The organism is Halogranum rubrum (genome assembly GCF_900114455.1).
Classification (GTDB): domain Archaea; phylum Halobacteriota; class Halobacteria; order Halobacteriales; family Haloferacaceae; genus Halogranum; species Halogranum rubrum.
This window is the reverse complement of the sequence record NZ_FOTC01000008.1, coordinates 75,315-101,524: the sequence shown is the minus strand read 5'-3', so window position 1 is coordinate 101,524 and position 26,210 is coordinate 75,315. Positions and strand designations below refer to the sequence as shown.

Below are 26,210 nucleotides of genomic sequence, written 5' to 3'. Positions count from 1 at the left end.
ACTCCGTATCGAAGACGAGAGTTCCTGTCGTTCAGACGCTCGCGCCGTCGTCACCGAGATACGACATCGCCTCGGCGTCGCTCACCTGTCCGAAGTCGTCGTAGAAGGCACCCACTGCGCCGAAGTACCGCGGCGTCTCGGCACAGAACACGGCGTCGGCTTCCATGCGAAGACGCGAGAGAGTCTCAGGTGGCGCGACGGGTACCGCGAGGAGTGTTCGCTTCGCTCCGGCAGCACGGACCTGTCGGAGGCAGGCGACGGTCGTCGCTCCCGTAGCGACGCCGTCGTCGACGACGAGAACGGCTTTTCCGTGTAGGTCCAACGGTGGTCGCCCGCGTCGGTAGCGGTTGAGTTTGTCGGCGGCGGCGGCAGCCTCCTCACGCTGCTGTCGCTCGATGTACTCGCTACCGACGCCCAGTGTGTCGATGAGTGAGTCGTTCAGCCACAGCGTCCCGTCGCTGGCGACGGCACCGACAGCGAGTTCCGGGTTCGCGGGTGCGCCAATCTTTCGAGCGACGACGACGTCGAGCGGAAGACCGAGTTCGTCGGCAACGGCGCGTCCGACGGGGAGTCCACCGCGCGGGACAGCGAGGACGACGTCCGCGTCGATGTCCCGCTCGCGGAGGAGCGTTGCGAGTCTACGGCCAGCGTCGGTTCGGTTTCGGAACATGGGTGGAGATGATGCGAGAGGTCGTTCAGCGTCGCACGTCGACTAGAGAGACGCGTGAGTGGACGAAAAGTGTTCGTGGGACACACGTGACACGCAGTCGTACATAGCTATTTGCCGCCGTTCGACGTCATAGACGGTGCAATGGCAGCTGTGAAAATCATCAAAGTACTTGGAACGTCCACCGAATCGTGGGAAGACGCGGCGCGCGAAGCCGTGGCGCAGGCGTCGAGTACCGTCGAGAACATCAGTGGTATCGAAATCGAAGACTGGACGGCGAGCGTCGAAGACGGGGAGATAACGGCGTACAAAGCGACTGTCGAAATCGCGTTTCCCGTCCAAAACGAGTGAGGTATTCGCATGACGCTCGACAGACTCGCTCGAACCGACGTCGTCACCGTGGACGTCGACGATACCGTCGACGACGTCGTCGAGGCGATGCGAACACGCAACGTGGGGTCCGTCGTCGTCGTCGACGGCGACAAACCGAGAGGAATCGTCACCGACCGAGACCTCGTCCTCTACGCGATGGACGACGACTCGCTGACCGCACGGAACGTCATGGCAGAAGACCTCTTCACCGTCGACGTCGACGCGGACGTCTTCACCGTCATCGACGAGATGCACGAGCGGAAGGTACGGCGCGTGCCGGTGCTCGAACGGGGCGAACTGGTCGGCATCGTTACGCTCGACGACTTCGTCCGACTCCTCGCCGCCGAACTCGACAAACTGGCCGCCGTCATCGAGTCAGAGTCACCTGGTCAGTAGAGACGTGAATCGTCCGCATCGGACGTTCGGACGAGTGTCAAAAGGCGAAGGGGCGCACCGAGACGCGTCGGTTGGAAGTTCTCGCCGGTCGGAACTTCACACCCCCGGAAGCTACCGGTACGAGAGTAACTCGTCGAAGTCGAGTCCGACGACTTCCAACTGTTCGCGGTAGCGGTTCCGAATCGTCACTTCGGTCACCTGTGCGACCTTCGCGATGTCTCGCTGTGTCCGTTTCTCGTTGCAGAGCAGTGCGGCCGTGTAGATGGCGGCGGCGGCGAATCCCGTCGGCGACTTCCCCGAGTGCAACCCCTCTGCGGTCGTCCGCTCGATGATGGTCGTGGCACGTTGCTGGACGTCCTCACTGAGTTCGAGTTCCGAGCAGAACCGCGGGAGGTACTGCTTCGGGTCGACCGGTGACATCGGGAGTCCGAGTTCGTGGGCGATGTAGCGGTACGTCCGCCCGATTTCGCGTCGGTCGACGCGCGCGACCGACGACACCTCTTCGAGGCTTCGCGGGATGCCCTCCTGTCGGCAGGCGATGTAGAGTGCACTCGTGGCGACACCCTCGATAGAGCGACCACGGATGAGGTCGGTGTCGAGTGCCCGGCGATAGATGACGGCAGCCACCTCTCGGACCGACCGAGGGACGCCCAGTGCGGAGGCCATCCGGTCGATTTCGCTCAGGGCGAACTGCAGGTTACGCTCACCGGCGTCTTTCGTCCGGATGCGCTCTTGCCACTTTCTGAGTCTGTGCATCTGGTTTCGTTTCTCCGAGGAGAGGAGATGCCCCGCCGAGTCCTGGTTCTTCCAGTCGATAGTCGTCGTCAACCCTTTGTCGTGCATCGTCTGTGTGACGGGCGCGCCCACGCGTGACTTCGACTGGCGCTCGGAGTGGTCGAACGCACGCCACTCGGGCCCGTGGTCGACGACGTTGTCGTCGACGACGAGGCCACAGTCGTCACAGACGAGTTCGCCCCGGTCGGTACTTCGTACCAGCGCCGTCGAGTGACACTCTGGGCACTGGTTGTTCACTACCGAGTCGTTCTCGGTCGACTCTGCCTCTTCTCGCTCCGTCGTATTTTGGTTCCCACCCATTAGTATTCCCGTACACTTATGTGGGAACACGAACGCACAAGAAGCGTGTCTCTAGGTGGCTAGACGAACTATACCAAAGATATACACTCTTCTCACGATAAATGTTAGGTTCGTGCAGTCACTGGATTTTCGCGAGCGTCCACGCGACAGTAGACATCCGCCGAGAGGACCGTCCGGAGCTACCGGATGTCTGAGACGAACGTGAGTCTTCGTGGTCGGCGACCAAACCACACGACTGAAACAGTATGTTTTGACAGAGTCCGACCGGTAAGACGCTTATTACCCAAACAGACAGATAATTTTGGAGGAGAATACACTACAATGCAGATAACAAAGTCGGGTTAAGTCAACATTTATTTATCCCCGAGTCTGGAACTCCAGAATATGAGTCGCACACGCCGAGACGGGCCGGGCACGGGGGACGGCGACCCCCGAAGAAAGCGACTGCGAACTGGTTCAACCGACTATTTCGGCGTCGCCGAGGCGGACGGGGTGAGCGCGCCTCGATGAGTGACCGGCGTGTCTCTCGTCGAACGTTTCTCTCGGCGAGTGCTGTGACCGGACTCTCGTTCGTCGGGTCGGGGGCACGCCAGTCCACACAGCGCACACAGACGAGCGCCGAGTGCTGTGACACGTGTTCGACGGGTACACGAGAGAAGCAGACACGGCCACTGCAGTCCGACGGAGTCGACGCCGCCGACGAAGGTGGCAACCACTGGCTCGCCTTCGCGTGGGCGAAACACGACGCGGGGTTCGGGCGCTACGAGTCGACGCTGCACGTCCCCTGTGCACCGCTCGACCACGACGGCCGAATCGTCTTCTTCTACTTCCCGGCGTTTCAGAGTTACAGTGGGAGAGGAGGTCGAAACGGGTACATCCTCCAGCCAGTGTTGGCGTGGAACTGGGGTGGCTCAGGCCAGTGGGAGATTGGAACGTGGAGCGGTTCTTCGGCCCACGGGTTCACCCACTCGAAACTCGTTTCGGTCTCACCGGGTGACGAACTCCGAGCGGTCATCCAGCGACCCGACTCGCTGCCCGGAGAGTGGTATCTGGAGATGCGGAACACGACGACGGGCGAGGTGACGGTCAGTCACTCTCACCGCCTCGACCAGCGGTTCAGATACACCTACCTCACGATGGAGGCCAACCGCGCCTACGACCCGAACAACTGTAGCTACCTCCCCGGCGGGACACTGTTCGACGAGATTACGCTCACGGATTGGCACGGCGACCGAATCTACCCCAACTGGCACCGTCGGCGCGACGAGTCGTTCGACTGTCCAGTGTCGGTCGACGTCCACGGAACAGACCGAGTTGCAATCGACGTCGGCGGTGTAGGAGCGGGCGTCCAGAACGAGTAAAACGAGGAGTTCGAGTTGTTCGAGCGAGTCACGGAGTTCGAGGAGTTCGAGGTCGGTTCCCGACGTGGTGACGAAGACGGCTACACGACGTCGACGTTCTCGGTCACGACGGTCGACCCTTGGTCGAACTCGATGACCGTCTCGACGGTGACGGAACCGCCGTTGGAGTGAATCTTCGAAATCTCACTGGGGCCGACGTTCACGCGCTTCGTCGTCGTGTAGACGTCGCCCGCGGCGATGGTACCGGCGCGTTCGGCGTCGACCCACACGATTTCGTCACCGGCGTAGATGGTCGTGTACACTTCGACGTTCGTCAGGTCGACCGTCTCCTCGTTGTAGAGGTGGGCGGTGACGTCGCGACAGGTCGACCCGCAGGACTCGACGCGCCCGACATCCATCCGGACGCCTGGTGGTTTAGACTCTCGCTCACGTGGCGACGCCACGGTGTTCGCCGGGGATGTAGTGTCTGTCGGCGATGGCGTGAGAGAGACAGGTGTGTCGTCGAGGACAGTGTCGAGTGGCTGAGGGACGGTGGACGTGGCGAGAACAGCACCGCCGATTCCGTATTCGAGCCCGACCGTTCCGAGGAGGGCGACGGCCGCGAGAACGAAGACAGGGTGTGGTGTATCGAACATGGTGGGTGAGGGTGGTACAGTCGTTTCCGAGTCGGATGGCGACACGAGGGGCGTTCCGTCGTGTCACCCAACCGAACGTGCAGACACTCGTCTATCGCGACCAGAACCGTGGTTCGACCACCGTTCCGGCCATCGCTGGCATCGCGTGTATCCCTGCCGCTCGAACCGACCGAGGGCCGACCGAACGGGTCGCTTCGTCGATGGTCCAGCGTATGAGACGACCGCTGCTACGAGCAAATACTTTCTCTCGCGGAGCCGTCAGACGAGGCCGACGACGAAGGCGAGCAAGAGACCGAGGACGACGCCGAGTGCCACGAGGGCGACGACGAGCGTCGGGTCGAGCCGTCTGAGTTGGTCGACGGTGGTAGCGCGCTGGCGGCGAACGTACGGGACGAACCGGTGCAACTGCGGACCCGGAGCGACAGACCCCGCGTCGACGTCGTAGACGACGACGTCGTGTTTGTCGAGTTTCGGAAGGTGGTTCTGTTGCAGCGAGACGTACACACTCTTGTAGATATCGCTGGGTTTCATCCCCTCGTGTTCGCTCGTCACTTCGGCCGTCTGGCGAGCGAGTTCGCTCAGAGCGATGGGCTGGTTCTCCGACAACAGGATGTTGATGACGGCACGGCGGCGGCTATTGCCGATGAGTTGGTACACCGTGTTCTCGGCTAAGACTGTGTCTGAAGGCGCTGCTGTCGTCTCGATGGAGTTCATACGCAGGTTCTCTCAATCGTCGTGGAGTTGACGATTCCTCTACCGGGGTATACACTCCCAAGGAATAAATCGTTGGCGGAGACTAATAGCAGATTAGAGGGAGTGAGTTCGGTGAGTTAGCCCACGTCGCCGGCAGACGCCGATAGAAAGTATATGTCGCTCCCGGGACTACCTCTGGACAGTGGAGACGAAGAGATGAACACAGAGAACCGCGGCCGGTGGGTCGCCCCGGACGGTCGCGATTGGTCCGAACGGAACCTCCAACTCGAACTCGAACGTGGAACGCTACAGCTTCTCATCCGGTCACCGGAAGCTTACGTCGTCCGAACACACGAAAGAGAGGAACTTCACCTCGTCCTCGTCTCGTATCCGACGGCCGACCACAGCGAGTAGCCGACGATGCGACGAGACGAGGAGGCCGAGAGCAGCCACTATCGAGTCAGCAGTGCCGTTGGACGCCACCACGTCAACATAGCTTTATTCCCGCTGCGCGCGTCTCTTCGGATTGATACCGGCGACGAGTTCCCGCTCATGTCAGTCGATCCTTCGAGTGCGCACGAACGCTCGTCGCCCGCGTAGACACATCACATCCCCATGAACGCAGAGCGTACGAAGCGACCGCAGTTGGCTGCCGTCGTCGCCGTCTCGATGCTCCTCTTGAGCGGATTCGCAGGTACCGGTGTCGCGCTCTCACCTGTCGACAATCACGAGACTGCGGCTGAGCCGTTGCGCACGCTGAACGGGACGCGGTCGCAGACACTCACCGTCGAAACGAACGCCGCCGTCGGGTTGACGCTCCGGAACGACGCACTCGACGACCGACTCGCGACACTCGCACAGAGAGAGCAACTCGCCTCCGGCACCTCGACGAACCAGACCACCGTACTGACGGACGAGCTTCGGACGATTCGTAAAGAGACGAATCAGCTTACCACGCGAGAGGCGGAGGTTCTCGAACGACACGCTCTCCACAACGTGACGACAGAAGAGTTACTCTACGAACTCGCGCGTATCGACGCCTCCGCACAACAACTCGAACATCGCCACACCGCCGCCGTCACCCGTCTCGACGACCTCTCGGCGACCGGCGTCGATACGTGGAAACTCCGTGCAGACCTGATGACGCTCCAAGGACCGGTGCGAGCGCAGGTCGCCGATGTGGCCGTCGGTGCCGCCAACGAGAGCGTCGTCTCGGTGGAGGCGTCGGCACAGAGCCTCACTCTCGAGACCCGCGCTGGCACCGACACCATCGTCGAGCGGTACGACGCAGGCTATCTCGACGCGACCGCCGACGAACCGGCGACCATCGAAGGGGTGACGGACCTCATCGCTACGACGTATCCCACCGAGTGGGAGAATCGAACGGGCTACACGATTCGACGCATCGACGCTGACTTGCTGTACGTCGAGTTCGAGTACACCGACGGCACCATCGTCGCCTACATCGACCGACCGACCGCTCGAATCTTCAAGGAGTTTCACTACGGTCTCCGCTCGTCCGAATTCAGTTCCGACAACGAGTCTGTCTTCACTGCCAGTCTCTCGACTGTACCGAGTTACCATTACAGACATACGTTTGTAATGGAATGACACAGATTCACAACGGTTGATTTCGAGTCTGTTCCTGGAGTAATGGACGATTGTATCAGACTCTTTCCTCCGACAACCGAACGGCACCCACGAGCGCGACAGCGTTCGAGTGGAATCCGTTATCGAGCGTGACGGACGACCGGAAGGCTCCGCTCGCTCTCGTTCTCGTCTTCATCCTCACCAGTCACTCTCTGCGGCTGGACAGTTGCACGAAGCTCTTCCCAGTCGAAGTCGGAGGCCGTCTCCCCGCCCACGCCGAAGTCACTCGTCTGTGCGTCGGCGAGTGAAACCACGCCGTCGTTGTGAGCGTTCGCGTCCGACTCGGCGGCCAGTGGCTGTGATCGTTCTGGCGGTGCGGTGAAGTCGACGATTACCAGCGCGTCCGTCTCGTAGACACGGGCACCGAGTGTTCCGTACCGACTGGCTCGCCAGTTGTTCGGCGCGATGAGATAGTGGACGTCGTACTCCTCGATGACGGCGCTTGCGGCCGCGAGGTTCTCCGGTGTGTCACCCTCCGTCCGCACGCGTTCGAGGGTCAGAAACGCCTCGCGTTCGGCCGCCTCGTCCGGACGGTACGACCCCGACGCTGGCGTCGGTGTCAACCCGTCTTGTCCAGTCAGCGCCTTCACCCACGGGACGATACCGAACGACCCGGCGACCCGCCCCTCGAACGGTTGTTGCCCGTCGATCCACTGCACGACGGCGAGGACCGACTCCTGGTTGTCGACAGCGTAGTAGGAGAGAGCGTTGTCGTAGAAGGTCACGGAGACGAAGAACGCCGGCGTGATGAGGAGAAACACGACGACAGCGACGGCCACTCCGCTCGACGACACCCCGGGGAGTCGAAGTTCCCAATCCGTATCGGCCGTTCGCTCGGTGAACGCCTGGGCGAGTGTGTCGACGTAGACGGCGACGAGGACGCACATCGGCGCGGCGAGGTAGTACGTCACTCTCGCCAGTTCCGTCTGCACCGACGGGAGAAGCGTGACGACTCCCGCGAGCACGACAGGGCCGACGAGCCACCCGAGTGTGAGTCCGCCGACGGCGGCGGACCCGGGTCCCTCCGTCGCAGTCGTGTCGTCGGGCGCGCCGTCGTCGGTCACTGGCCGGAGGAAGAGAATCGGGAGACCGGCGAGTGCGATAGCGAACGCGAGAAACATCGGTGGATTTCGGAGGAGCATCCGCCAGATGACGACGATGGAGTGGCCACCCGTACTGTCGGTGTACGTGACGAATATCTGCCAGAGGCTCGCGACGTAGACCAGAAACACCGTCACGGGGAGCGCGACGTCGACGAGCGTCCGCGTGAGGACGCCGTGGTCGCGCGTCGCGAGCGCGAGACCCACGCCGGCACAGCCCAGTCCTGCGACGAGAACCGGCGAACTCGGCGGGTGGGCGAACAGGCCGAACCCGACGACGACGCCGAGCAGTACCCGGTCTCGGAGCGTCTCGGTTCGACGTGCCCGAGCGAGTGCGCCGACGGCGAGCGTGAGCAAGCCGACGGCGATGAGATTCGGAATACCGCCCCACGAGAGGAGGTCGAAGTAGAGGTACTGACCGCAGCTCACGGCGACGTACGCGACGAGTGCGACACGTCGAGAGAACAGCTCCCGGGCGGTGACGTAGACGGCCGCCGTCGCCCCGAGATACGCCCCGAGCGTCCACAGTTTGGCCGCGATGATGGGTACGCCGACGACCACGAGGACGACCGCCAGCAGGAGAATCGAGAACGGGTGGGTCGCGAACTGCCCCGGGAGTTCCGACGTCGGCATCGGCAGCCCCGCGTAGTACCGCGCTCGGAGCAGCCAGTGTTTCGAGTCGTTCGGCGGGAACGTCGACGCGAGGAGACGACTCCCGACGATCCAGCAGTTGAGCAGCGTGACGAGCGAGAGGACGAGGACCGTTCGGTAGTCGCCGACCGTCGCGGTGCGACCGAACAGGCGGGTGAACAGCCGTGTCGAGAACAGCGAGGACAGCGACCCGCTCATGCCGGCGTCGCCTCCCGTCGACCGGCCAGGTAACACGTCGCGCCCACGGCGGCGACGACGAGTGAGAGACCGAAGTTCGTCACGCTGATGGCCAGCGCTGCCTCGGGTGCGACGCCGACGTAGCCGAGCAGGAAGACGTAGGCACCCTCGCGGACGCCGAGTCCCTGTACCGAGATGGGCAGCGCGACGAGGACGGCGACGAGCGGCACCGTCGCCCAGAGGTAGACGTGCGGAACCGAGAGACCGAGTGCGGTCACGAGCGCCCACGTCGAGAGCACCGTCGCGGCGACGGTAGCGAGACTCGCCACCCCGGCGAGGAACAGTGCGGCCGGGCGGTCGGCGTAGCCGTCGACGACGCCGCGGACCGCGTCGACGAGCCCCGAAGACGGGATGCGGTCGACGGCGACGGCACCGACGACGACGCCGACTGCACCGACGACGAGGGCGACCCCGACGAGGCGGAGACCGTCGAGTGCGGATGCGGGGAGCGTGACGAACCGACTGGCGACGGCCGCGACGGCGACGAGCGCCCCCGCGTAGAGCGCCTTCTCCGCGACGACGGCCGCCGTCGGCGTCGCCAGTGCGCCGCGGTGGGTCGCCGCGTCGCGGCGGGTCTGATACACTCGCGTCGCGTCGCCGACGACGGTTCCGGGGCCGACGAGCGTGAAGAACCGACTGACGAGGTAGAGCCGAAAGAGCGTACCGAAGTCTCTGCGGCGGTCCTCGACCGGCGCGAGCAACGACTGCCACGCGAGCGTGCTGGCGACGACACCGGCGAACTGGAGCGCGAGTGCGACGAGGACCCACTCGGGTGCGAACCGGCGGACGGTCCCGAATACGGCCGCGCCGTCGAGCGAACGTGCGACGACGGCGAGGAGCGTGACGGTGACGACGACGCGCGCGACGAGCGTGAGGCGGCGACGACTCACGGCGCGTCGACCTCCTCGTCTCTGTCGTACTCGTCGTGCCCGCGTCCATCACCAGCAGTCGTACTCGCAGTCGCTCGGTCGAGTCCCGCGAGGAGCGTCTCGCCGTCGACGTCGGTCAGCGAGACACCGGAGTCGGCGTGACCGAGTTCGTCGAGGAGGGACTGGACTTTCGTGGCGTAGGCGACGGCGACGAACGGCGTCTCGGCGACGTGGGCGAACAGCATCGCGTGGAGTCGCGTCGCCACGAGTGCGTCACAGGCGGCGACCGTATCGAGGAGGTCGGGGGCCGTCGACGGCGTCAACACCGTGCCGCCGCACCGCGCGGCGAGTGCGACGCAGACCCGCTGGTCCTGTTCGACCGTCTCCGTGGGATGGCGACAGAACGGCAGGTAGACGAGTTGCCAACCGCGCGCTCGGTACGCCATCGCAACCGACCGGTAGGCGTCGAAGAGGCGGTCGTTCGCCGCCGAGTCGACGACACGTCTCGCCGCGATAGCGAGGACGGGACGCGTGGGGTCGACACCGGCGGCGGCCAGAACGGTCCGGCCGTGAGTGGGCGAGGCCGACAGCCACGTCGCCGGGTCGTCGACGAGTCTGGCGTTCGAGACGCCCCACCGGGTCAGCGTGTCGAGACTGGCCGCGTCGCGGACGGTGAGAGAGTCCGAACGAGCGAGTGCAAGACGAAGGAGCGGAACGACGCGTCTCGGCGTGGAGTCGTAGACACCGATGGCGGTCCAGTGGAGGGGTATCCCGAGCGCCGAGACGAGGAGCGCGAACAGCGGGAGTTTCGCCGCGTACGGTCCCATGTAGCGTGAGAAGATGCCGCCGCCGCCGACGACGACGGCGTCGACGGTACGAAGGTGGGTGAGGAGTGCGCTCGGCGTCGGCGAAATCGCGCGGAGGACGACGCCGTCCGGTGTGTCGGGCGTGTGGTCACGGACGGTCGCCGCGGGGTCGTGTGAGACGACGGTGAGCGTCGAAACCGTCGGCGGCACCGCCGACAGCAAGCCGCAGAGAATCGCCTCGTCGCCGAGGTTTCCGGCACCGTAGCCGCCAATCAGGAGAACGTGTCCGGCGACGGACGGGAACGGTAGCCCGGCGTCGGAAGGAGCCGAACGGGTCGTCACTGACGCCGTGGCTCGGAGATGAGTGTCTGACATCGAACGTCGTTGATACAACGTCGGAAACCTGTATAAGCTTGTGGGAGAGAGACGAGTTATGCGGTTTGCCGACGTAGGAAGGGACCTATGCGAATCGCGTACGTCTACGACGCAGTCTATCCGTGGGTACCGGGCGGTATACAACGACGCGTCGCCGAACTCGGGCGACGACTCGGTGACGACGGCCACGAAGTTCACTGGTTCGGCGCACACGCCTGGGACGGCCCGCCCGTCGTCGAACACGACGGTGTCACCCTCCACGGCGTCGCGCCGCCGACGCCGCTCTACGTCGACGGACGGCGGTCGATTCGTCAGGCACTCTCGTTCACCCGCCACCTGACGAGACCACTGGCCGCCGAGCGCTTCGACGTCATCGACTTCCAGGAGTTTCCGTACCTGCCAATCTTCCCCTGCGCGCTCGCCGCACGCCGACACGAGACACCACTCGTCGTCACGTGGCACGAGGTGTGGGGCGACTACTGGGACGAGTATCTCGGTCCGGCCGGTGTCGCCGGAAAGGCCGCCGAGTGGAGCGTCGGCAGACTCGCCGACAGCCACGTCGCCGTCTCACCGCTCACGCAGCGTCGCACGAGTGCGCTCACCGGCGACCCGGTAGAACTGATACCGAACGGCATCGACCTCGACGCGATTCGGGCGGTCGCTCCCGCACGTGACCACGTCGACGTGCTCTACGTGGGACGACTCATCCCCGAGAAGAACGTCTCGTTGCTCGTTCGAGCGGTCGCCCGCCTCGCGGCAGAGCGCCCCGACGTGCGGTGTCGCATCGTCGGAGAGGGGCCGGAAGAGGAGCGAATACGGCGGTTGGTGGCGACGCTCGGCCTGCGCGAACAGGTCGAGATGAGCGGGTTTCTCCCCGACTCGACGGACGTGTACGCGCTGATGAAGGCGGCGGACGTCTTCGCGCTCCCCTCTCGGCGCGAGGGGTTCGGCATCACCGCGCTCGAAGCGCAGGCGTGCGGGACGCCCGTCGTGACGGTTCGCGCGCCGATGAACGCCGCCGCCGACCTCGTCGACGACGGGGTGACCGGCGTGGTGAGTTCAGTCACTCCGGCGGCGTTCGCGACGGCACTCGACGCGGCACGTGACCTCGGGAGTCGAGACTGCGTGACGGCAGCGGCGGCCTACGACTGGGACGTCGTCGCCGAACAGACCGTCGAGAGTTACGAGCGAGCGATAGCCGGCGAACACGGTGCACCGACCGCAAGAAGAGTAGCGTAGCGTTCTTTCCCTTCTCAGCGTCGTTCGAGGGCGGCGACGAACAGTGAGACCGAGGCGACGTACCCGCCGAGTGCGAGCAGTGTCAGGCCGACGAGTCCCGCGGCGGACAGCGTCGCCGGCGCGGAGAGAAGCCCGAGTGTCGGAACCACGCCGACGGCGGCGAGCGTCGCCCCGACGACGAGGCCACGCTCGACGGTGAACAGTCGGCCGAGCCAATGCATCACCGGGCCGTTCGGAGCGCGAATCGGCCGCCCCGTCGCACGGACGACGAACGCCATGCCGACGAGGTGGACGCCGCCGAGGAGGAGAAACGACCCGAGGAGCACCGTCGCGAGCGACGGCGTCACGCCCGTCAGGCCGAGTGCGACGACGGCGATACCGAGCGCCGCAGAGACCGTCCCCGGTGTCGAGAAGAGCGCGCCCGGCGCGTTGACCAACATGAACCGGACGTGTCGCCACCCGTCGGGGAAACTGGCGAGTGTCGCCTCTCCCCGCCGGACGTGGTAGGTGATGGGCACCTCGACGATGTGCAGTCCCTTGGCCGTCGCCTCCATGATCATCTCCGAGGCGAACTCCATCCCCTCCGAGCGGAGGTCCAGTTGCTCGAGTGCATCACGCCGCAGGATGCGGAAGCCGCTGTGCGCGTCCGAGACGTCGCTCCGATAGAGAAGGTTCAAGACGGCGGTCAGCCCCGGGTTACCGAGGTACTGGTGGAGCGGCGGCATCGCTCCGGGGAGAATCTCGCCGTCGAATCGACTGCCGAGCACCATATCGGCGTCTTCGCGCTGGAGCGCAGTGAGCAGCCGCGGAATCTCCGTGAAGTCGTAGGTGGTGTCGGCGTCGCCGATGACGACGTACTCGCCGCGTGCGTGCCTGAACGCGTACCGGTAGGCGTAGCCGTAGCCGCGACGGTCCGGCGTGACGACTCGTGCGCCGAGCGCGCGAGCGATGTCCGGTGTCGCGTCGGTCGAACTGTCGCTGACGAGAATCTCGCCGGGGACGCCGAGTGCCTCGAACGCCGTCGTCGCACTGGCGATACAGTCGGCGATACCGTCGGCTTCGTTCATCGTCGGCATCACGAGTGTGACGACGGGGTCGGAGAGCGCCGGGTCGGTCGATACCTGTGGCTGTTGTAACGGGGTGGGCGTGACAGGTGTCGACGGGTGAACCGTTTCTCCCGCTTCGCTCGACACTCGCTGCCCCTCCTGTGAGATTGACATCGTGTATTCCTCTGGATGGTCGCTCAGTTGTCTAACCGGCGAGCGCGAGTGCGTTTCGGGGATAGTGAATGTCAGGCAATCGTGCTCGATGCGGGACACCTGAGCATGTCTTTACAGATAACTCACCGAGGGTAAATAGTTGAGCATCGTTTCCGTCGAATCGCCCCAGAAACAGTCTCAGTGTCGCGAATGTGCCACCGAACGGGCTGTTTGGACGAGGCGGTAATGTCCCGTTGCGTCGGACGGTATCGAAGCCCAGTGAGTGGTTGGATGGTCGTGACCACGACCCCTCAACGGCGGAGGACGAGTGGGTACGTCGCACCGAGTGCGACACCGTACACGAGGTGCGCGACGAGGCTCGTCGGGTCGAAGTTCGGAAGCGACGGCGCACCGGCGAACCCGACCGCCGAGAGCCACACCGGCATGACGAGCGCCGCGAGGACGACCCAGAGCACGACGCCGTAAATCGCACCCAAGGCGGTACTCTGGCCGACCGACGACGAGTACTGCGGGAGCTCCTTGGAGAGTGCGGCGAAGACGACGCCGAGAATCGCCGCGGTAGCCATGTGGACGGTCCACCCAGCGACGCCGCCGGAGAGTCCCCACAACGCGGGAATCGCGTTCTGGATGACCGGCGTCATCGACACCGAGAGCAAGACACCCATCAGTGCGCCGCCGAACAGGCCACCGAGGACACCTGCTTGCCACTCGCTGCCCGTGACATTCACCTCTGCCGCAGTCTCAGTGGCTGACGACATAGCAAGTGGCAGTTTCGCACACGAGAGGAAAGCTGTTGCTGAGACCTCTCCTTGCGAGAGCACGTTCGACACGACTGTCTTCCGAGCGAAGACGGTGGTCTGGCCAGTCGACGGACACAAAGCGACATCGATGTATAGAGTCGTACCATACAGGGTCGTGATACGTGACAACGTGAGCCACGGTAACAAAAAGTATATATATGCGAAGAACCGGCTTGCGAGTGGATAGCGGCTTCGAGTCGGTCGGTTGGCGAGTTAGACGGCAGTCACCCGCTCACGCTCGTCGAACGGCTAGGAGACTCGGGCCATCTATGGGGCGAACTATGACAGCAGAACACACCACTACGCAGGCAGTCGGTCTCGTCGTACTCCTCGTCCTCTCGGTCGTCGCAGGGAGTGTCGTACTCACTGGCGTCGTCGGAGCGGACGAACACGAGAGTGCCGAACTGCCACAGGACAGTCTCACCGAACAGCGTGGCGACGTCGTCACCGTCGACGTCGAGTTGAACAACACCACGACGGCCTACGTCTCGATGACGCGCGAAGACCGGTACGGCGTCCTCGTCGAAGTCGTCGACGGCGACGAAGACGGCCACGTCGGCCTCACCCTCAACACGCACTACGCGCGGATGAACGACGAGACGGCCGGGGTCGGCCTGACCGACGAGAGCGAAGCGGCCGGCGACGAGGTCACCGTCGTCGACGTCACGACGCCGAGCGACGCGCAGTCGCCGCTCCCGGTCGGTACGTACGACGTCGCCGTCGGCACGGAACTCGACGGGAACGAACTCGCCGACGAGCAAGACACGATGGAGGTGACGCTCGAAGCCGGGAGCATCGACGGGATGCGAATCTGGACCGCACCCTACGGGCTTCTCTCGTTCGACACGCGCGAGGAGTTCGTCGAAGAGGTCGGACAGAGCGGCCTCGAATCGTCCGTCACCGAGACGGACCGTATCGCCGCCGGCGACTACCTCGTCGTGCAAGTCGACGCCTCCGGCATCTACGGACAGGTGTCGACCCGACACGACCTCATGGGCATCGACGAGTTCGGCGAGGACAGCGGCCTCTCGCTCGACATCTACGAGGTGAACCCGGAGACGAGCGAGGAGGTACGACGCGTCGACCTGTCGAGTCGCGACAACGTGCTCGTCGTCGACGAAGCCAACGACACGATGTTCCTCGTCGTGAACACGAACACGGACACGTTCGTCCCCAACACGGCCTACCAGGCGACGTTCCAACGGAACGAGACGAACGCGCTCGTCGCCGACAGCGACCCCGACGAGGAAGACGGCGAGTCGGTCTCGGCGACGTTCGCCGTCGTCGACCGAGACGCGACGCTCCAGACCGACGGGACGTTCCCGCAGTCGGCGAACACCACGCTCCGCGGGACGACGAGTGTCGCCCCCGGCAGTCGGCTGACACTCGAACTCAACAGCACGAACGAGACCGAGACGGATGCACTGCCGACGAGTCAGACTGTCACCGTCGCTGACGACGGCACGTTCGACGGGTCGCTCGACCTCTCGGACGTCCCCAACGGCACGAACGTGACCGCCTCGGTCGTCTGGAACGACGAGGTCATCGGGAACGCGACGGGCGTCGTCACGCAACCGGTCGAAGACGACGCGGAGACGACGACGAGTGACTCGGAGTCGACGGCCGAACCGACCACGACCGAGTCGGCGTCGACGCCGACGCCAGAACCGACACCAGCACCGACCACGACGAGCGACGGCGCGATGGGAACCGGTGAGAGCGGTGGCGAAGGAACCGGAGATGCAGCGGCGACCCAGACCCAGAGTCAGTCGCCCGGGTTCGGTCTCGTCTCCGCACTGGTTGCACTGGTCGTACTGCTCGGTGCCGCCGTCCTCGCCTCCCGGGTGCGATGACACGGTGGTAAACACTCTGTTGACACCGTGTTGTGTGGTGAGTAATTATCGCCCCGGACAGCAGACAGGTCGTGTGACTCTCCCGAGAGCGGTGATTCGATGAGATTGGACAAACTACTCGACGTCGGGTTCGCACTCGCGTTAGTCGTCGCTTTCGGCGTGAGCGCCGCGGCGATGGACGGCGCGATGACGACCGACCCGAACGACGTCGTCGACCTCGACACCCACCTCCTCCCCGTCGGTGCAGACGAAGTCGGCGACCTGAAACGGGAAGTCGTCAAACCGAAGGCACCGAGCGGTGACGGCGGCGAGAGAGAGCGAGAGGACGCGGCCACCGGCCAGTCCGACCGTCGAGTGGAACGGAAGCAACTCGGTGCAGGGGCCGCTACGGTCCAATCGGGTGGCGGGAGCGAGAGCCAGCAGGGAACCAGCCCCGAAGTCGACTGGCTGCAGTGGCTCCTGCAGCGTCTGCTCCTCGTCGCACTCGTCGTCGTCGGTGCGCTCGGCGCAGTGGTGACCGGCGTCGTCGCCGGACGGAACCGCGAGAAACTTCGCGCGCTGTTGGCGGCGTTGCTCGACCGACTCGGCCTCGGCGAGCAGACGACCGACGAGCCACTCGACCGAAGCGCGACTCCGCCCACGTGTCAGAACGAAGTGGCCCGGGCGTGGTACGAGATGGTCTGTTGTCTCGGCCTCGACCGCGAGCAGTCGAAGACGCCCGACGAGTGTGCGGCCGCCGCCGTCGACGCCGGACACGACCCCGCAGTCGTCGCCGTCGTCACCGAGGCGTTCCAGCGCGTTCGCTACGGCGACCAGCCAGTGACGGACGAACTCGTCGCCCAAGTGCGCGCCGCCGTCGAACGGATTCACGAGACACAGCAGCGACGACACGGAGCACACGGACAGGAGCACTGACGATGCGCGACAGTCTCACCCGACTCGTCGGCGCGGCAGGCCTCGTCGCCCTCGTCGTCGCACTGACGACGGTACTCCCGGCAGACGCACTGGACGACGCAATCGCGGCCGTCGGAAACGACTATCTCGTCGTCGCCGTCGTCGCCGGACTCGGTCTTCTCGCCGCCATCGGGCGGTTCTACGCGGGCCGAACGTCGACCATCCAACAGGCGACGATGCCCGACCCCGAACGCCCCGTCACCGTCCGACCGCTCGGCGACGAGTTCGACGAGTCGCTGGCGACGACACGGATACACGTCCCCGTCGTCGGGCGCGCCGCGCGCCGTCGACTCCACGCGGACCTGCGCGACGTCGCCATCAGGACGCTCTGTCGTGTCGACCACTGCAGTCGAGCGGAGGCGCTCGCCCACCTCGAACGCGGCGACTGGACGACCGACGACGACGCTGCGACGTTCCTCCGGACCGACCGTCCGCCACAGCCACCGCTGACGACGGAGTTGGCGGCGCTCCTCCGCGGTGACCCGTGGTTCCGAATGCAGGCGTCTCGGACGATGGAGGCGCTGCTCGTCGTCTCGAACGCGGGAGGCGAGTCGTGAGCGAACACGAGACGAACCGCTGGCGCGGCGTCGGCGGCACCGCGCTGCTCGCCGGGGCCGTCGGACTGCTCTCCGCGCGGCCGTCGTTGCTCCTCGTCGGCGTCGTCGGCGTCGTCTTCGCGGTGTACCCGCGTGTCTTCTCGCCGCCGACACCCGACCTGAAACTGGACCGCCGCGTCGACAACCCGACGCCGAACTTCGGTGAGGCCGTCCGCGTGACGGTCAGTCTCACCAACGTCGGGTCGAAACCGCTGTTCGACCTCCGCGTCGTCGACGGCGTCCCCGCCTCGCTGGTGGTCACCGACGGCTCACCCCGGTGCGGGACGGCACTCCGACCGGGCGAGACACAGCAGTTCAGCTACAGCGTCGAGGCGACGCACGGCACGCACGCCTTCGAACCGACCATCGTCGTCGCCCGTGACCCGAGCGGCGCGTACGAAGTCGAGACGAGCGTCGTCGAGGAGACGGAACTCGTCTGTCGGGCGCTTCCCGCAGACGCCCGCCTCCGCCGCCACACTATCGACTGCATCGGCAAGATTGCGACCAACCGAGGCGGACAGGGTATCGAGTTCCACAGTAGCCGCGACTACCGCCACGGCGACCCGCTGTCGCAGTTCGACTGGAAGCGTTACGCTCGCACTCGCGAGGAGACGACCATCGAGTACCAGGTCGAGCAGTCGGCCCGTCTCGTCTTGCTCGTGGACGCTCGGCGAGTGGCGTACCGCGCACCGCCGAATCGACCGCACGGTGTCGCCTACAGCGTCGCCGCGGCGGAAGACCTGCTCGAAGGGTTGCTGGACGCGCACAACGACGTCGGTCTCGCTGCACTCGGCTGTGACGACTGTTGGCTCGAACCGGGACGCGGCCCGCAACACCGGGTCCGCGCCCGACGGCATCTCATCACACACGAGACGTTCAGTGCGATGCCGCACGACCCCGACGACGAACCCGCGTTGGATGAGCAGGTCGACACCCTCCTCGGCCGTCTCGGAGCGTCGACGCAGGTCATCCTACTGACGCCGATGTGCGACCCCGAAATCACCAGAGCGGCCCGCACCTTCGAAGTCTACGGCCACCACGTGACCGTCATCAGCCCGGACGTCACGAGCGACGAGACGCTCGGACAGCGACTCGCGGCGATGGACCGTCAGAACTGCATCGCCGCGCTTCGAGCGGTGGGGATTCCCGTCGTCGAGTGGCGGCCGAGTACGCCGCTGGCGACGGCGCTCTCGGCGTCGGCGACGGAGGTCGAACCGTGACGGCGACACCGACACCGACGGCCATCGACGTCAACCGTCGCCCGGCCCGCCTCAGCGGTGCGGCCGCCGTCCTGCTCGCGATGACTGCGCTCGCCGCCGTTGCGGTACTGGGGGAACTCGACCGCTCGGGCATCGTCTGGGTCACGCTGTTCGTCGAGGGCGTCGGCCTCACACTGCTCGCACTCGGCCGCGGACTCCGGACGAAAAATCAGGGAGTAGCCGGACACGCGGTCACGGCCACGGGTCTGGTCGTCGTCGCCGTCTCGTTCGGCCTCGCGGTCACCGAACCGAGTGACGTGGGCGTCCGGGTGTGGCTCCTCGTCGGCACCGTCGCCGCGTTCCTCGTCGCCGTCGCCGTCGTCCCCGTCGTCGACCGGTGGTCGCGTCGCCTGCTCAAAGTCGGCGCCTCCATCCTGTTCGTCAGCGTCCTTCTCGGCGGGTTAGTGTCGCTCGGGCCGCTGTCGACGCTGCTCGTCGGTGCCGTCGCTGCGCTCCTCGTGTGGGACGTCGGTGAACACGCAATCGGTCTCGGCGAACAACTCGGCCGAACCGCGCCGACGACGCGCGTAGAACTGACACACCTCGCGGCGAGTCTCTTCGTCGGTGCCGTCGCCGTCGCCGTCGGACTCCTCGTCAGCGGTCTCGGGACACCGACGCTCTCGTTTCCCTCGTTCGTCGTGCTCGTCCTCGCCATGGTGCTGTTCGGCATCGCACTCCGAAACTGAAACTGGAATTGAAACGGAGAGTAGAGCGCTACTGCCGACGGACAACTCTCGCAAGTACGAGGAGTCCGAACAGTCCAGCCAGTCCGACCAACGGTCCGAAGCCGGGCGATTGCGTCTCGGTCGTCGTCGGTTCGGGTGACGGCTCCGGGGTCGGTTCCGGCGTGGGGTCGGTCGTCGACTGTGTGGACGCCGGCGTCGGCGTGGCCGTTGCCGTCGCGGTCGGGCTCTCACCGTCCTCGGCCGCCCCAGTCGTCTCACTCGCCGTCGGTTCTGCTCGCTGAGCGACGACTTCCACGTCGACGTCGGCGGACTGTTCGCCGTCGTCGGCGATGACGGTGTACGTGCCGGGTGTGGCATCGCTCGGCACGTCGAGTGTGGCCGTCCACACGCCGTCCGTCTCCCAGTCCTCGGCAGCCACGGGACCGAGCGTCTCGTTCGGCCCCTCGACAGTCACCTCGACGAGGACGCCGCTTGGCTGACGGTTCGTCAGACCGCGGACGAGCATCGTCTCACCGGCGGCAATCGGCCGCACGCCAGATGCCTGTCGGTTACCGTTGGGGACGACATCGGTGAGACGGAGGTTGCCCTGTGCCAGGACGAACGGGACGTCGGTAGCGAGGTCATCCGAGGCGTCGCCGTCGACGGTCACCTCGAGGAGTACCTCACGAATCTGGTCCTGTGTCAGGTCGCGACCCGAGAGGGTGTTGACGTACTCGGCGAGACGACGATGCCGTCGACGAACCCGTTCTCCATCTCGTCGAGGTCGATGGAGGTGAAAAAGCGGTCGTCGGTGACGGGGAGCGTCGAAGCGACGACGGTTCCTCTACTGCCGACGAAGACGACGACGACGTCCCCGTCCGTCGACGCCGACCCGGTCACGGTGACGTCACCGTCTTCGGCGGCCACCTGTCCGTCGTACGTCTCGACGGTCGCAGAGAGTGGTGTCGACTCGTCTTCCTGTGCCGACACCAGCAGTATCGGCGTAGCGAACGGTGCACCCGCCACGGCGAGTGAGACGGTGCTACCGGCGACGACGCCGACGAGTAGGAGGGTGACCACGATGGTACGATTCTTGGTATCTCCCGAACGTTTCGAAGCTCTTAGAACACGCATGACAGACGCTCCTCCGCCTCCCGGCGAGACATCCAGTGGTAGTCGACGGGGACGAGACAGGTCACCAGTCGCTCGCTGCCGAGAGCACGGATACTCCCTATGTTGTGGAGCAGTGGCAAATACGTTTGCCAGATGTAGACGAGGCTGGCGCTCGCTACGGGTCACGAGTGCCAAAAAATGAGGGGACGAACGAGAGGTCGAGCTACCGACCTAGCGGCGACGCATCGCCAGCAAGGCGGCAGCGATGAGAGCGACGAGGGCAACGGCGATACCGAAGCCAGGCGACTCAGTGTCGGTGGTCGTCGGTTCGGGCGTTGGCTCGGGCGTCGGCGTCGGCTCTTCGGTCGTCGGTTCGGCCGTCGCCGTCGTCGTGGGCTCTTCGGTCTCTTCGGTCGGTTCGTCCGTGGTCTCTTCTTCGCGCTGTTCGACGATTTCGACGTTCACGGTAGTGATCGTCTCACCGTCGTCGGCGCGGAGTGCGTACGTGCCAGCCTCGGCGTCCGAGGGGACGGGCACGGTGGCGGACCACGTGCCGTCGGTACCCCAGTCTTCGGCGATACCGACGTCGAAGCTCTCGGCGCTCGGGCCGCGAATCATCTCGAGGACGATAGTGTTGTCGTCGGGACGGAGGTTGGTCGTCCCTTCGATGACCATCGTCTCGCCGAGGGCAATCGGTTGGATGCCCGAGGCGTTGCCGTCTGCGCCTTCGGCGTAGACGTTGTCGATGACCGTGTCGGCGTCGGTGATCTCGAATTCGGTCTCGACGAGTAGGTCGTCGGAACCGTCGTCGTCGACAGAGGCCTGTCGAATCAGCTCGACGGCCTGCGCTTGCGTCAGACCGCGTGCTTCGAGTCCTCTGACGTAGGAGGCGAACGCGTCAGGCGAGCGTTCGTTCTCACCGCCGAAGACGCCGTCACGGGCGGGGCTGATGATGAAGCCACGCGTGGTACCCTCTTCGAGCGTCCCGTTGGCGTCGGCGAGGTCGGTGTCTTCGTTGTCGAAGACGTCTTCGTCGTCGACCGAGTCGGTGTTGACGACGATTCCACCGCGGTCACCAACGAAGATGACCACGACTTCGTCGGCACCGGGGGCGACACCAGAGACGTTGATGGTGGCGTCTTCAACGGCAACCTGGCCGTTGTAAGTCACCATCTGGCCGTCGAGTGCCTGGTCGGTGACGCGGAGGCCGCGCTGGACACTCGTTCCCGTGCTGAAGTCGGAGGTTTCCAGCGTCGCGTCCGCTTGTCCGTCACCGTCGACATCGGCATCTTCGAAGTCGATGACACCGATGCGGTAGGTGCCGGGGACTCTGAGGACGTCGCTCACTTGCGAGAGCGTGACGTCCGTCTCGTCCCAGGTACCGTCAGCGTCGACGGAGACGCGGTCGAGCTCTTCGATGAGTTCCCAGTCACCGTCGTCGCGGGCGTAGACAGACACGGCGTCGAGTGCCGGGTCGGCAGTACCCTCGACGTCGATATCGTCACCGGCGACGTAGGCCGCACCGGGCGAGGTAATCGCGAGGCCTTCGGTCGCTTCAGCCACACTGAAGGTGACTTCGTCGGTGTCGTCGTCGCCGTCGTTGGTCTCGTAGTCAGCGACTGCTTCGGCCGGGTTCGGGAAGCCGTCGTAGAGGTTGAGGTCGATACTGGAGTCGTCGAGACGACCCGTATCGATCTGGTTGATGCCCAGTCCGTCGGAGTCGATTTCGACGAGCGTGAAGACGTCCTCGATGTCACCACCGGGGACAGTGCCGTTCGCCAGTTCCGGGAACTCGTCCGTCACGTCTTCGCCGTTGCTGAAGACGCGGCCGTCTTCGAGGACAGCGACGAGTTCACCGTCGCCGGTGTTCACGAGCACACCGGAGAGGAAACCACCGTCGTTGAACTCACGGAAGACGTCGGTCACTTCACCGACGTCCGTGTCGCCCGATGGTCTCGTCCGGAGGTCGTCTGCGGAGAGCGCGACGACGTGGTAGTCGCCAGCGGTCGAACGGTCGATTTCGTACTCGGCGAACTCACCCTGAACGATAGAGCGGTTCTCTGCGGCGAAGCTGAGAACCGGGTCGTCGGAGGAGGCGATGGTGAGTTCGGTGGTCTCGCGAACGTCGAGGTCACCGAACGGTTCGTCGTCTTCACTGATGACTTCGTACTCGTAGTCGCCTGCCTTCTCGACTTCACCCAGGTCCTGCACGAGGACGATGGTGTCGGCCGGGGCGATGTTCGGGTTGAACAGCGAGCGGTCGAGTCCGTCCGGGTCGCCCTCTTTGCCAAGCGATCTGTCGGACAGTTCGTTACCGGCGTCGTCTTCGATCTCGTCGAAGACCGGGCGGTCACCGAACTGTTCGCGGGCCTCGTCGATGCTCAGGAGGCCGTCCGTGATGGCACCACCAGAGGCCGGGTCGACGAGCTTGATCTCGGCGCGCTCGGCAGCCAGGAAGTTGGTATCGGCGCGGACGATGACGAACTCGTCTTCCTCGATTGAGCCGCCAGCGTCGATGCGCTCTCCGTTCTGGTTGAGCACTTCGAAGCGGCTGACGCGGGGTTCCTGAATCGTCAGGGTGTTCCCGTCACGGGCACCGGTGTCGGAGTAGATACCCGTATCCTGATTGCGCGGAATCGCCTGGTTCAGGTCGAGTGTCTCACCTTCTGCCCCACCGTTCTCGACACCGACGAGCGTCTCGGTGTTGAAACCGACGGCGGACGTGTCCTGTTCACCTTGGAAGACGGTCGCACCTGGGCCGGCGAAACCGGCACTACCGGCGTAGGTGCGAGCACTGTCCGCAGTGACGAGGAACCGCTGTGCACCGCCGCGGACGACGAGCACGTCACCTTCGTTGAGGGTCGTTCTGTCGGTGGAAGGGTTGTACAGGAAGTTCTCGGAGTTACCACGCTTTATCAGGCCGATGCGTTCTGTATCATCGGCGTTGCCGCCACGTTGCACCTGTGAAAAGATGGTGCCCGCGGGGGCTTCGGAGAGGGGCGGCAGTTCCTGTGACGCGGCGAGTCCCGTCAGCGCTACCGTCCCTGCGAAGAGGGAGGTAACCATCAGGGTCGCGAGGACCAGCGCCCGTATCTTTCGGTTACGGTTCGTTGTTGTAAACATAGACTGTGTTGTGTTTGGGTCTGTTGTGTGGGAGTTTCGTGTTGCCACGGGCGGTGCGGGGGTTCGGTACGATGTTGGGGTGTTTTGGTTCCCTTTCGTGTGCAAACTGCTCATGCCGGACTCGACACTCGGGTGAGCGTCGAGTCAGACCCGGGACCGCTGACCGTCGCCGACGGCCGCATAGCCGTGGCTCTCTAGTCTCTCGACTAGCGGTCGAATGCGCTCGTACGGGTTCGAGGGCCGCACACCGACCGCGAGATGCGGTCGACGCGACGGTCGGCTGGACCCGAACAGCTGCGGACACGGTGTCCGTGCGTCCGAGAGGGCCAACGTGAGGTCCAAACCTCACACTGGTATGAGCAAGAGAAAGAACTGCCCGGACTGGTATATACTTTCTCCGAGAGCAGAACGAGGTGGTAAATACTTTCTGTGTCCGGCAGTGGCCGAACCGGTCACGAGAGTCGAGCGGCGTTGGTAACGGCGACGAGTACGGAACTTCGTCGAGTCGACGCTGTACGACGAGACGGCAGCGAAAACGGGAGTCGGCGAGATATGACGCCGAGTACACGGACGCGAGACACCGCGCTACGTAGCGGACGTGACGACGGCAGGGACGGCGGTGGGAGTGAGTTCAGCCGAGGCCGTGATTCCACCGCGTTCGAGGTCGTACACTGCGACGTCGAACTGGGACCCCGGTTCGATGTCACTGAACTCGAAGTCGGCCTCCCAAGAACCGTCCGCCGAGACGGTCACTAGCCGGGCTTGGATGAACGAGCGGGGGTCGTCGTATCGGACGGCGTAGACGACGAGTCTACTGCCGGGAGCCACGGTGGTCGTCCCGGAGAGTCGCTGCTGGTGCTGGTCGACCGAGAGCGTGCCGTCCGAGACACCGTCGATGCTCGCCATCCGCGGGACGACGGTGTACCGTGCGACCACGCTGTCGTCGATATCGTCCGCGTACGCACTGTCCGGAGAGACCGAGAGCGTCGCGACGTACTCGGCACTCGTCTCGTCTTCGGCGAGTTCGGGTGCGATGGTGGCGACGACGAGTTCCTCCGTCTCCAAGTCGACGCGATAGTGTGCGTTCGCGAGCGAGACGGGGACTGCTTCGTCGTCCACCACCCGGACGAGGTCGAGCGTCACGCCGTTACCGAGCGTCCCCTGTCCGGCGGGACCGTAGGTCGCTACGCCGACGAGTTCGGTCTCGTCGTTGATGCGGACGGCGACCGGGTCGGAACCGGTGGTATCGGGGTTGTGGAGTTCGTACTGGACGACGAGTTCGTCACCGGAGGCGAGAGCGTACGCTCCGTCGAACTGGAGCCGATAGCGTCCGTCGCTGTACGTACTGACGGAGACGAGCGTCTCGGTGAGGTCGGTGTCGAGGGTACCGTCACTGTCGTGGTCGACGCCCACGATGGCGGCGTCCGCCCCGGGCGTGAGTTGCCACGGGCGGGCGTCGGTCTCACCTTCGTAATCGACGACGAGACTGCGGAGTGGGACGCCGTGTAGCGCGTCGGCGACGGGAGCGCGGACGGTGTGCGTCGAGCGTGCACGCGGCGTACTCGGGTCGGCGTAGACGAGCGCCGAGACGGGTGGCCGGTCGGTGTCGACGACACCGGACAGGCCGGGTGCGTCGAACCGAAGGATAACCCAGTCGCCGCTGGCGACGGTGTCGCTGACGGTTGGCGTCTCACCGAACGGCGAGTAGACGTGTGGGGCCGTCTCGACGGTGACTGCGCCGAGTGAGAACGGAGAGAGTGTGAGCGTCGCGTCGTCTCGTGACTCGCCTGCGACGGCGACGAGCGCGTACGTCCCGGCCGGGAGGGGGTCCGAACGCGCGGGCGTGAGACGCGTCACCGAGACCAGTTGGTCGCCGTCGGTGGCGCGGTACGCGTGGAAGTCGTTGCCCGACCCCGCGGCGAACGTGTCGAGTTCGAGACGGACCGTTCCGTCTTCGTCGGCGTCGACGACAGTGACGGTGGCCGCGTATGCGCCGGTCGTCTCCGTGAGTGTGACGGTGGCGCTCTGTGCACCATCGAGCGAGATGGTGAGTGGGACGATGGCACCGCGGGTAGCCGAGTACGTCTCGGCGTCGAACGTGACGGTCGCATCCGCGGCGAGGACGCCCGGTGTCGCAACGACGGTTGCGAACACGAGGACGGCGACGACCGCGAGACGGGCAAGTGTCGTGGAGAGGCTGGAAGGCGGCATGGGCGAGACGCTCTGCTCCGGAACGGGGGCTCCGCCGGGGCGTAAGACGAGTGGTAGTTCAGTCAGATAGAGCATATCTCTTGTGGTAAACCGGCCGCAGGCTGGCGGTTTTTGGAGTCATCTCGACGTTGCGAAAGCGTCCTCGCGAGCAACACGACACGTATCGACTCGCATCCATCACCCACCAGACGCCACCCCTCTCCACGACACGAAGTCACCCGACGAGACGGGCCGAAACGTTCTGTTGTGACCCGAGATTCGTCTCGTTGG

Annotated in this window: 25 protein-coding genes; 12 read left to right on the top strand and 13 right to left on the bottom strand. The window is 65.0% G+C overall.

The annotated features are described in order from the left end of the window. Positions 1–31 precede the first annotated feature (31 nt). Positions 32–670, bottom strand: a complete 639-nt coding sequence (locus BM083_RS20385; RefSeq protein ID WP_089872128.1) for a phosphoribosyltransferase — start codon at positions 668–670, stop codon at positions 32–34. A gap of 141 nt (positions 671–811) precedes the next feature. Between BM083_RS20385 and BM083_RS20380 the strand changes: the two genes are divergently transcribed. Together BM083_RS20380 and BM083_RS20375 are read left to right on the top strand one after the other, a co-directional pair. Further along, entirely contained in the window at positions 812–1,018 is a 207-nt protein-coding gene (locus BM083_RS20380) for a dodecin family protein (RefSeq protein ID WP_089872126.1), read from the top strand. Positions 1,019–1,027: 9 nt separating this feature from the next. Beyond that, positions 1,028–1,435 (top strand): CBS domain-containing protein, encoded by a 408-nt coding sequence (locus BM083_RS20375; protein ID WP_089872124.1) that lies wholly within the window; start codon positions 1,028–1,030, stop codon positions 1,433–1,435. Positions 1,436–1,546: 111 nt separating this feature from the next. Here BM083_RS20375 and BM083_RS20370 read toward each other — a convergent pair whose 3' ends face one another. Next, the gene (locus BM083_RS20370) at positions 1,547–2,530 is read right to left on the bottom strand and encodes a transcription initiation factor IIB (protein WP_009377859.1); all 984 of its coding nucleotides are present in this window, start codon (positions 2,528–2,530) and stop codon (positions 1,547–1,549) included. Positions 2,531–2,914: 384 nt separating this feature from the next. On the opposite strand from BM083_RS20370, the gene BM083_RS24025 reads away from it, so the two are divergent. Both BM083_RS24025 and BM083_RS20365 read left to right on the top strand, forming a co-directional pair. After that, positions 2,915–3,040, top strand: a complete 126-nt coding sequence (locus BM083_RS24025; RefSeq protein WP_281244251.1) for a hypothetical protein — start codon at positions 2,915–2,917, stop codon at positions 3,038–3,040. Continuing rightward, positions 3,037–3,891 carry a hypothetical protein gene (locus BM083_RS20365; RefSeq protein WP_089872123.1) on the top strand — a complete coding sequence of 285 codons (855 nt, stop codon included), beginning with the start codon at positions 3,037–3,039 and terminating at the stop codon, positions 3,889–3,891. Before BM083_RS24025 ends, BM083_RS20365 begins: the two co-directional genes overlap by 4 nt. Before the next feature lie 80 nt (positions 3,892–3,971). Here BM083_RS20365 and BM083_RS20360 read toward each other — a convergent pair whose 3' ends face one another. Together BM083_RS20360 and BM083_RS20355 are read right to left on the bottom strand one after the other, a co-directional pair. Next, a complete protein-coding gene (locus BM083_RS20360) occupies positions 3,972–4,526 on the bottom strand; it encodes a hypothetical protein (protein WP_089872121.1) in 555 nt (184 codons plus the stop codon). A gap of 258 nt (positions 4,527–4,784) precedes the next feature. Next, a complete protein-coding gene (locus tag BM083_RS20355) occupies positions 4,785–5,240 on the bottom strand; it encodes a DUF7344 domain-containing protein (protein ID WP_089872119.1) in 456 nt (151 codons plus the stop codon). Between the two features lie 195 nt (positions 5,241–5,435). Here BM083_RS20355 and BM083_RS20350 point away from each other — a divergent pair, with 195 nt between their 5' ends. Then, positions 5,436–5,633 (top strand): hypothetical protein, encoded by a 198-nt coding sequence (locus tag BM083_RS20350; protein WP_143085783.1) that lies wholly within the window; start codon positions 5,436–5,438, stop codon positions 5,631–5,633. 201 nt (positions 5,634–5,834) lie between these two features. Further along, entirely contained in the window at positions 5,835–6,830 is a 996-nt protein-coding gene (locus tag BM083_RS20345) for a DUF7096 domain-containing protein (protein ID WP_089872115.1), read from the top strand. Positions 6,831–6,949: 119 nt separating this feature from the next. Here BM083_RS20345 and BM083_RS20340 read toward each other — a convergent pair whose 3' ends face one another. Genes BM083_RS20340 through BM083_RS20330 form a run of 3 tightly spaced genes read right to left on the bottom strand, consistent with a single transcriptional unit; the run spans position 6,950 to position 10,907 of the window. Beyond that, positions 6,950–8,818, bottom strand: coding sequence for a glycosyltransferase family protein (locus BM083_RS20340; protein ID WP_089872113.1), 1,869 nt, complete (start codon positions 8,816–8,818; stop codon positions 6,950–6,952). Next, positions 8,815–9,747 (bottom strand): lysylphosphatidylglycerol synthase transmembrane domain-containing protein, encoded by a 933-nt coding sequence (locus BM083_RS20335; protein ID WP_089872111.1) that lies wholly within the window; start codon positions 9,745–9,747, stop codon positions 8,815–8,817. The genes BM083_RS20340 and BM083_RS20335 overlap by 4 nt, the downstream gene beginning before the upstream one ends. Beyond that, complete coding sequence (locus tag BM083_RS20330) at positions 9,744–10,907, bottom strand: polysaccharide pyruvyl transferase family protein (RefSeq protein ID WP_089872109.1); 1,164 nt, start codon at positions 10,905–10,907, stop codon at positions 9,744–9,746. The genes BM083_RS20335 and BM083_RS20330 overlap by 4 nt, the downstream gene beginning before the upstream one ends. Positions 10,908–10,994: 87 nt before the next feature. Between BM083_RS20330 and BM083_RS20325 the strand changes: the two genes are divergently transcribed. After that, on the top strand, positions 10,995–12,146 hold the full coding sequence (locus tag BM083_RS20325) for a glycosyltransferase (RefSeq protein WP_089872107.1): 1,152 nt from the start codon (positions 10,995–10,997) through the stop codon (positions 12,144–12,146). Between the two features lie 14 nt (positions 12,147–12,160). Here the strand turns inward: BM083_RS20325 and BM083_RS20320 are convergent, their stop codons facing one another. Together BM083_RS20320 and BM083_RS20315 are read right to left on the bottom strand one after the other, a co-directional pair. After that, complete coding sequence (locus BM083_RS20320) at positions 12,161–13,366, bottom strand: glycosyltransferase family 2 protein (protein WP_143085782.1); 1,206 nt, start codon at positions 13,364–13,366, stop codon at positions 12,161–12,163. 290 nt (positions 13,367–13,656) lie between these two features. Further along, positions 13,657–14,124 carry a DUF6789 family protein gene (locus BM083_RS20315; protein WP_177197725.1) on the bottom strand — a complete coding sequence of 156 codons (468 nt, stop codon included), beginning with the start codon at positions 14,122–14,124 and terminating at the stop codon, positions 13,657–13,659. 323 nt (positions 14,125–14,447) lie between these two features. Between BM083_RS20315 and BM083_RS20310 the strand changes: the two genes are divergently transcribed. The 5 genes from BM083_RS20310 to BM083_RS20290 all read left to right on the top strand — a co-directional run bounded on the left by BM083_RS20310 (position 14,448) and on the right by BM083_RS20290 (position 19,514). Further along, positions 14,448–16,019, top strand: a complete 1,572-nt coding sequence (locus BM083_RS20310; RefSeq protein WP_089872105.1) for a BGTF surface domain-containing protein — start codon at positions 14,448–14,450, stop codon at positions 16,017–16,019. Positions 16,020–16,118: 99 nt separating this feature from the next. Next, on the top strand, positions 16,119–16,934 hold the full coding sequence (locus BM083_RS20305) for a DUF4129 domain-containing protein (RefSeq protein WP_089872103.1): 816 nt from the start codon (positions 16,119–16,121) through the stop codon (positions 16,932–16,934). Positions 16,935–16,936: 2 nt separating this feature from the next. Next, on the top strand, positions 16,937–17,530 hold the full coding sequence (locus BM083_RS20300; protein WP_089872101.1) for a DUF7269 family protein: 594 nt from the start codon (positions 16,937–16,939) through the stop codon (positions 17,528–17,530). Beyond that, positions 17,527–18,789, top strand: coding sequence for a DUF58 domain-containing protein (locus BM083_RS20295; protein WP_089872099.1), 1,263 nt, complete (start codon positions 17,527–17,529; stop codon positions 18,787–18,789). The genes BM083_RS20300 and BM083_RS20295 overlap by 4 nt, the downstream gene beginning before the upstream one ends. Further along, positions 18,726–19,514, top strand: coding sequence for a DUF7519 family protein (locus BM083_RS20290; protein ID WP_089872096.1), 789 nt, complete (start codon positions 18,726–18,728; stop codon positions 19,512–19,514). Before BM083_RS20295 ends, BM083_RS20290 begins: the two co-directional genes overlap by 64 nt. A 28-nt stretch (positions 19,515–19,542) precedes the next feature. Here the strand turns inward: BM083_RS20290 and BM083_RS20285 are convergent, their stop codons facing one another. From BM083_RS20285 to BM083_RS20265, 4 genes are all read right to left on the bottom strand, one after another. Next, positions 19,543–20,163, bottom strand: coding sequence for a PGF-CTERM sorting domain-containing protein (locus BM083_RS20285; RefSeq protein WP_089872095.1), 621 nt, complete (start codon positions 20,161–20,163; stop codon positions 19,543–19,545). Positions 20,164–20,195: 32 nt separating this feature from the next. Then, positions 20,196–20,573, bottom strand: coding sequence for a hypothetical protein (locus BM083_RS20280; protein WP_089872092.1), 378 nt, complete (start codon positions 20,571–20,573; stop codon positions 20,196–20,198). Positions 20,574–20,837: 264 nt separating this feature from the next. Beyond that, positions 20,838–23,729: an HVO_2072 family ArtA-dependent S-layer glycoprotein gene (gene csg, locus BM083_RS23695; RefSeq protein WP_281244249.1), complete on the bottom strand. Its 2,892-nt coding sequence runs from the start codon at positions 23,727–23,729 to the stop codon at positions 20,838–20,840. A gap of 585 nt (positions 23,730–24,314) precedes the next feature. Further along, on the bottom strand, positions 24,315–25,940 hold the full coding sequence (locus tag BM083_RS20265; protein ID WP_143085781.1) for a BGTF surface domain-containing protein: 1,626 nt from the start codon (positions 25,938–25,940) through the stop codon (positions 24,315–24,317). Positions 25,941–26,210 lie beyond the last annotated feature (270 nt).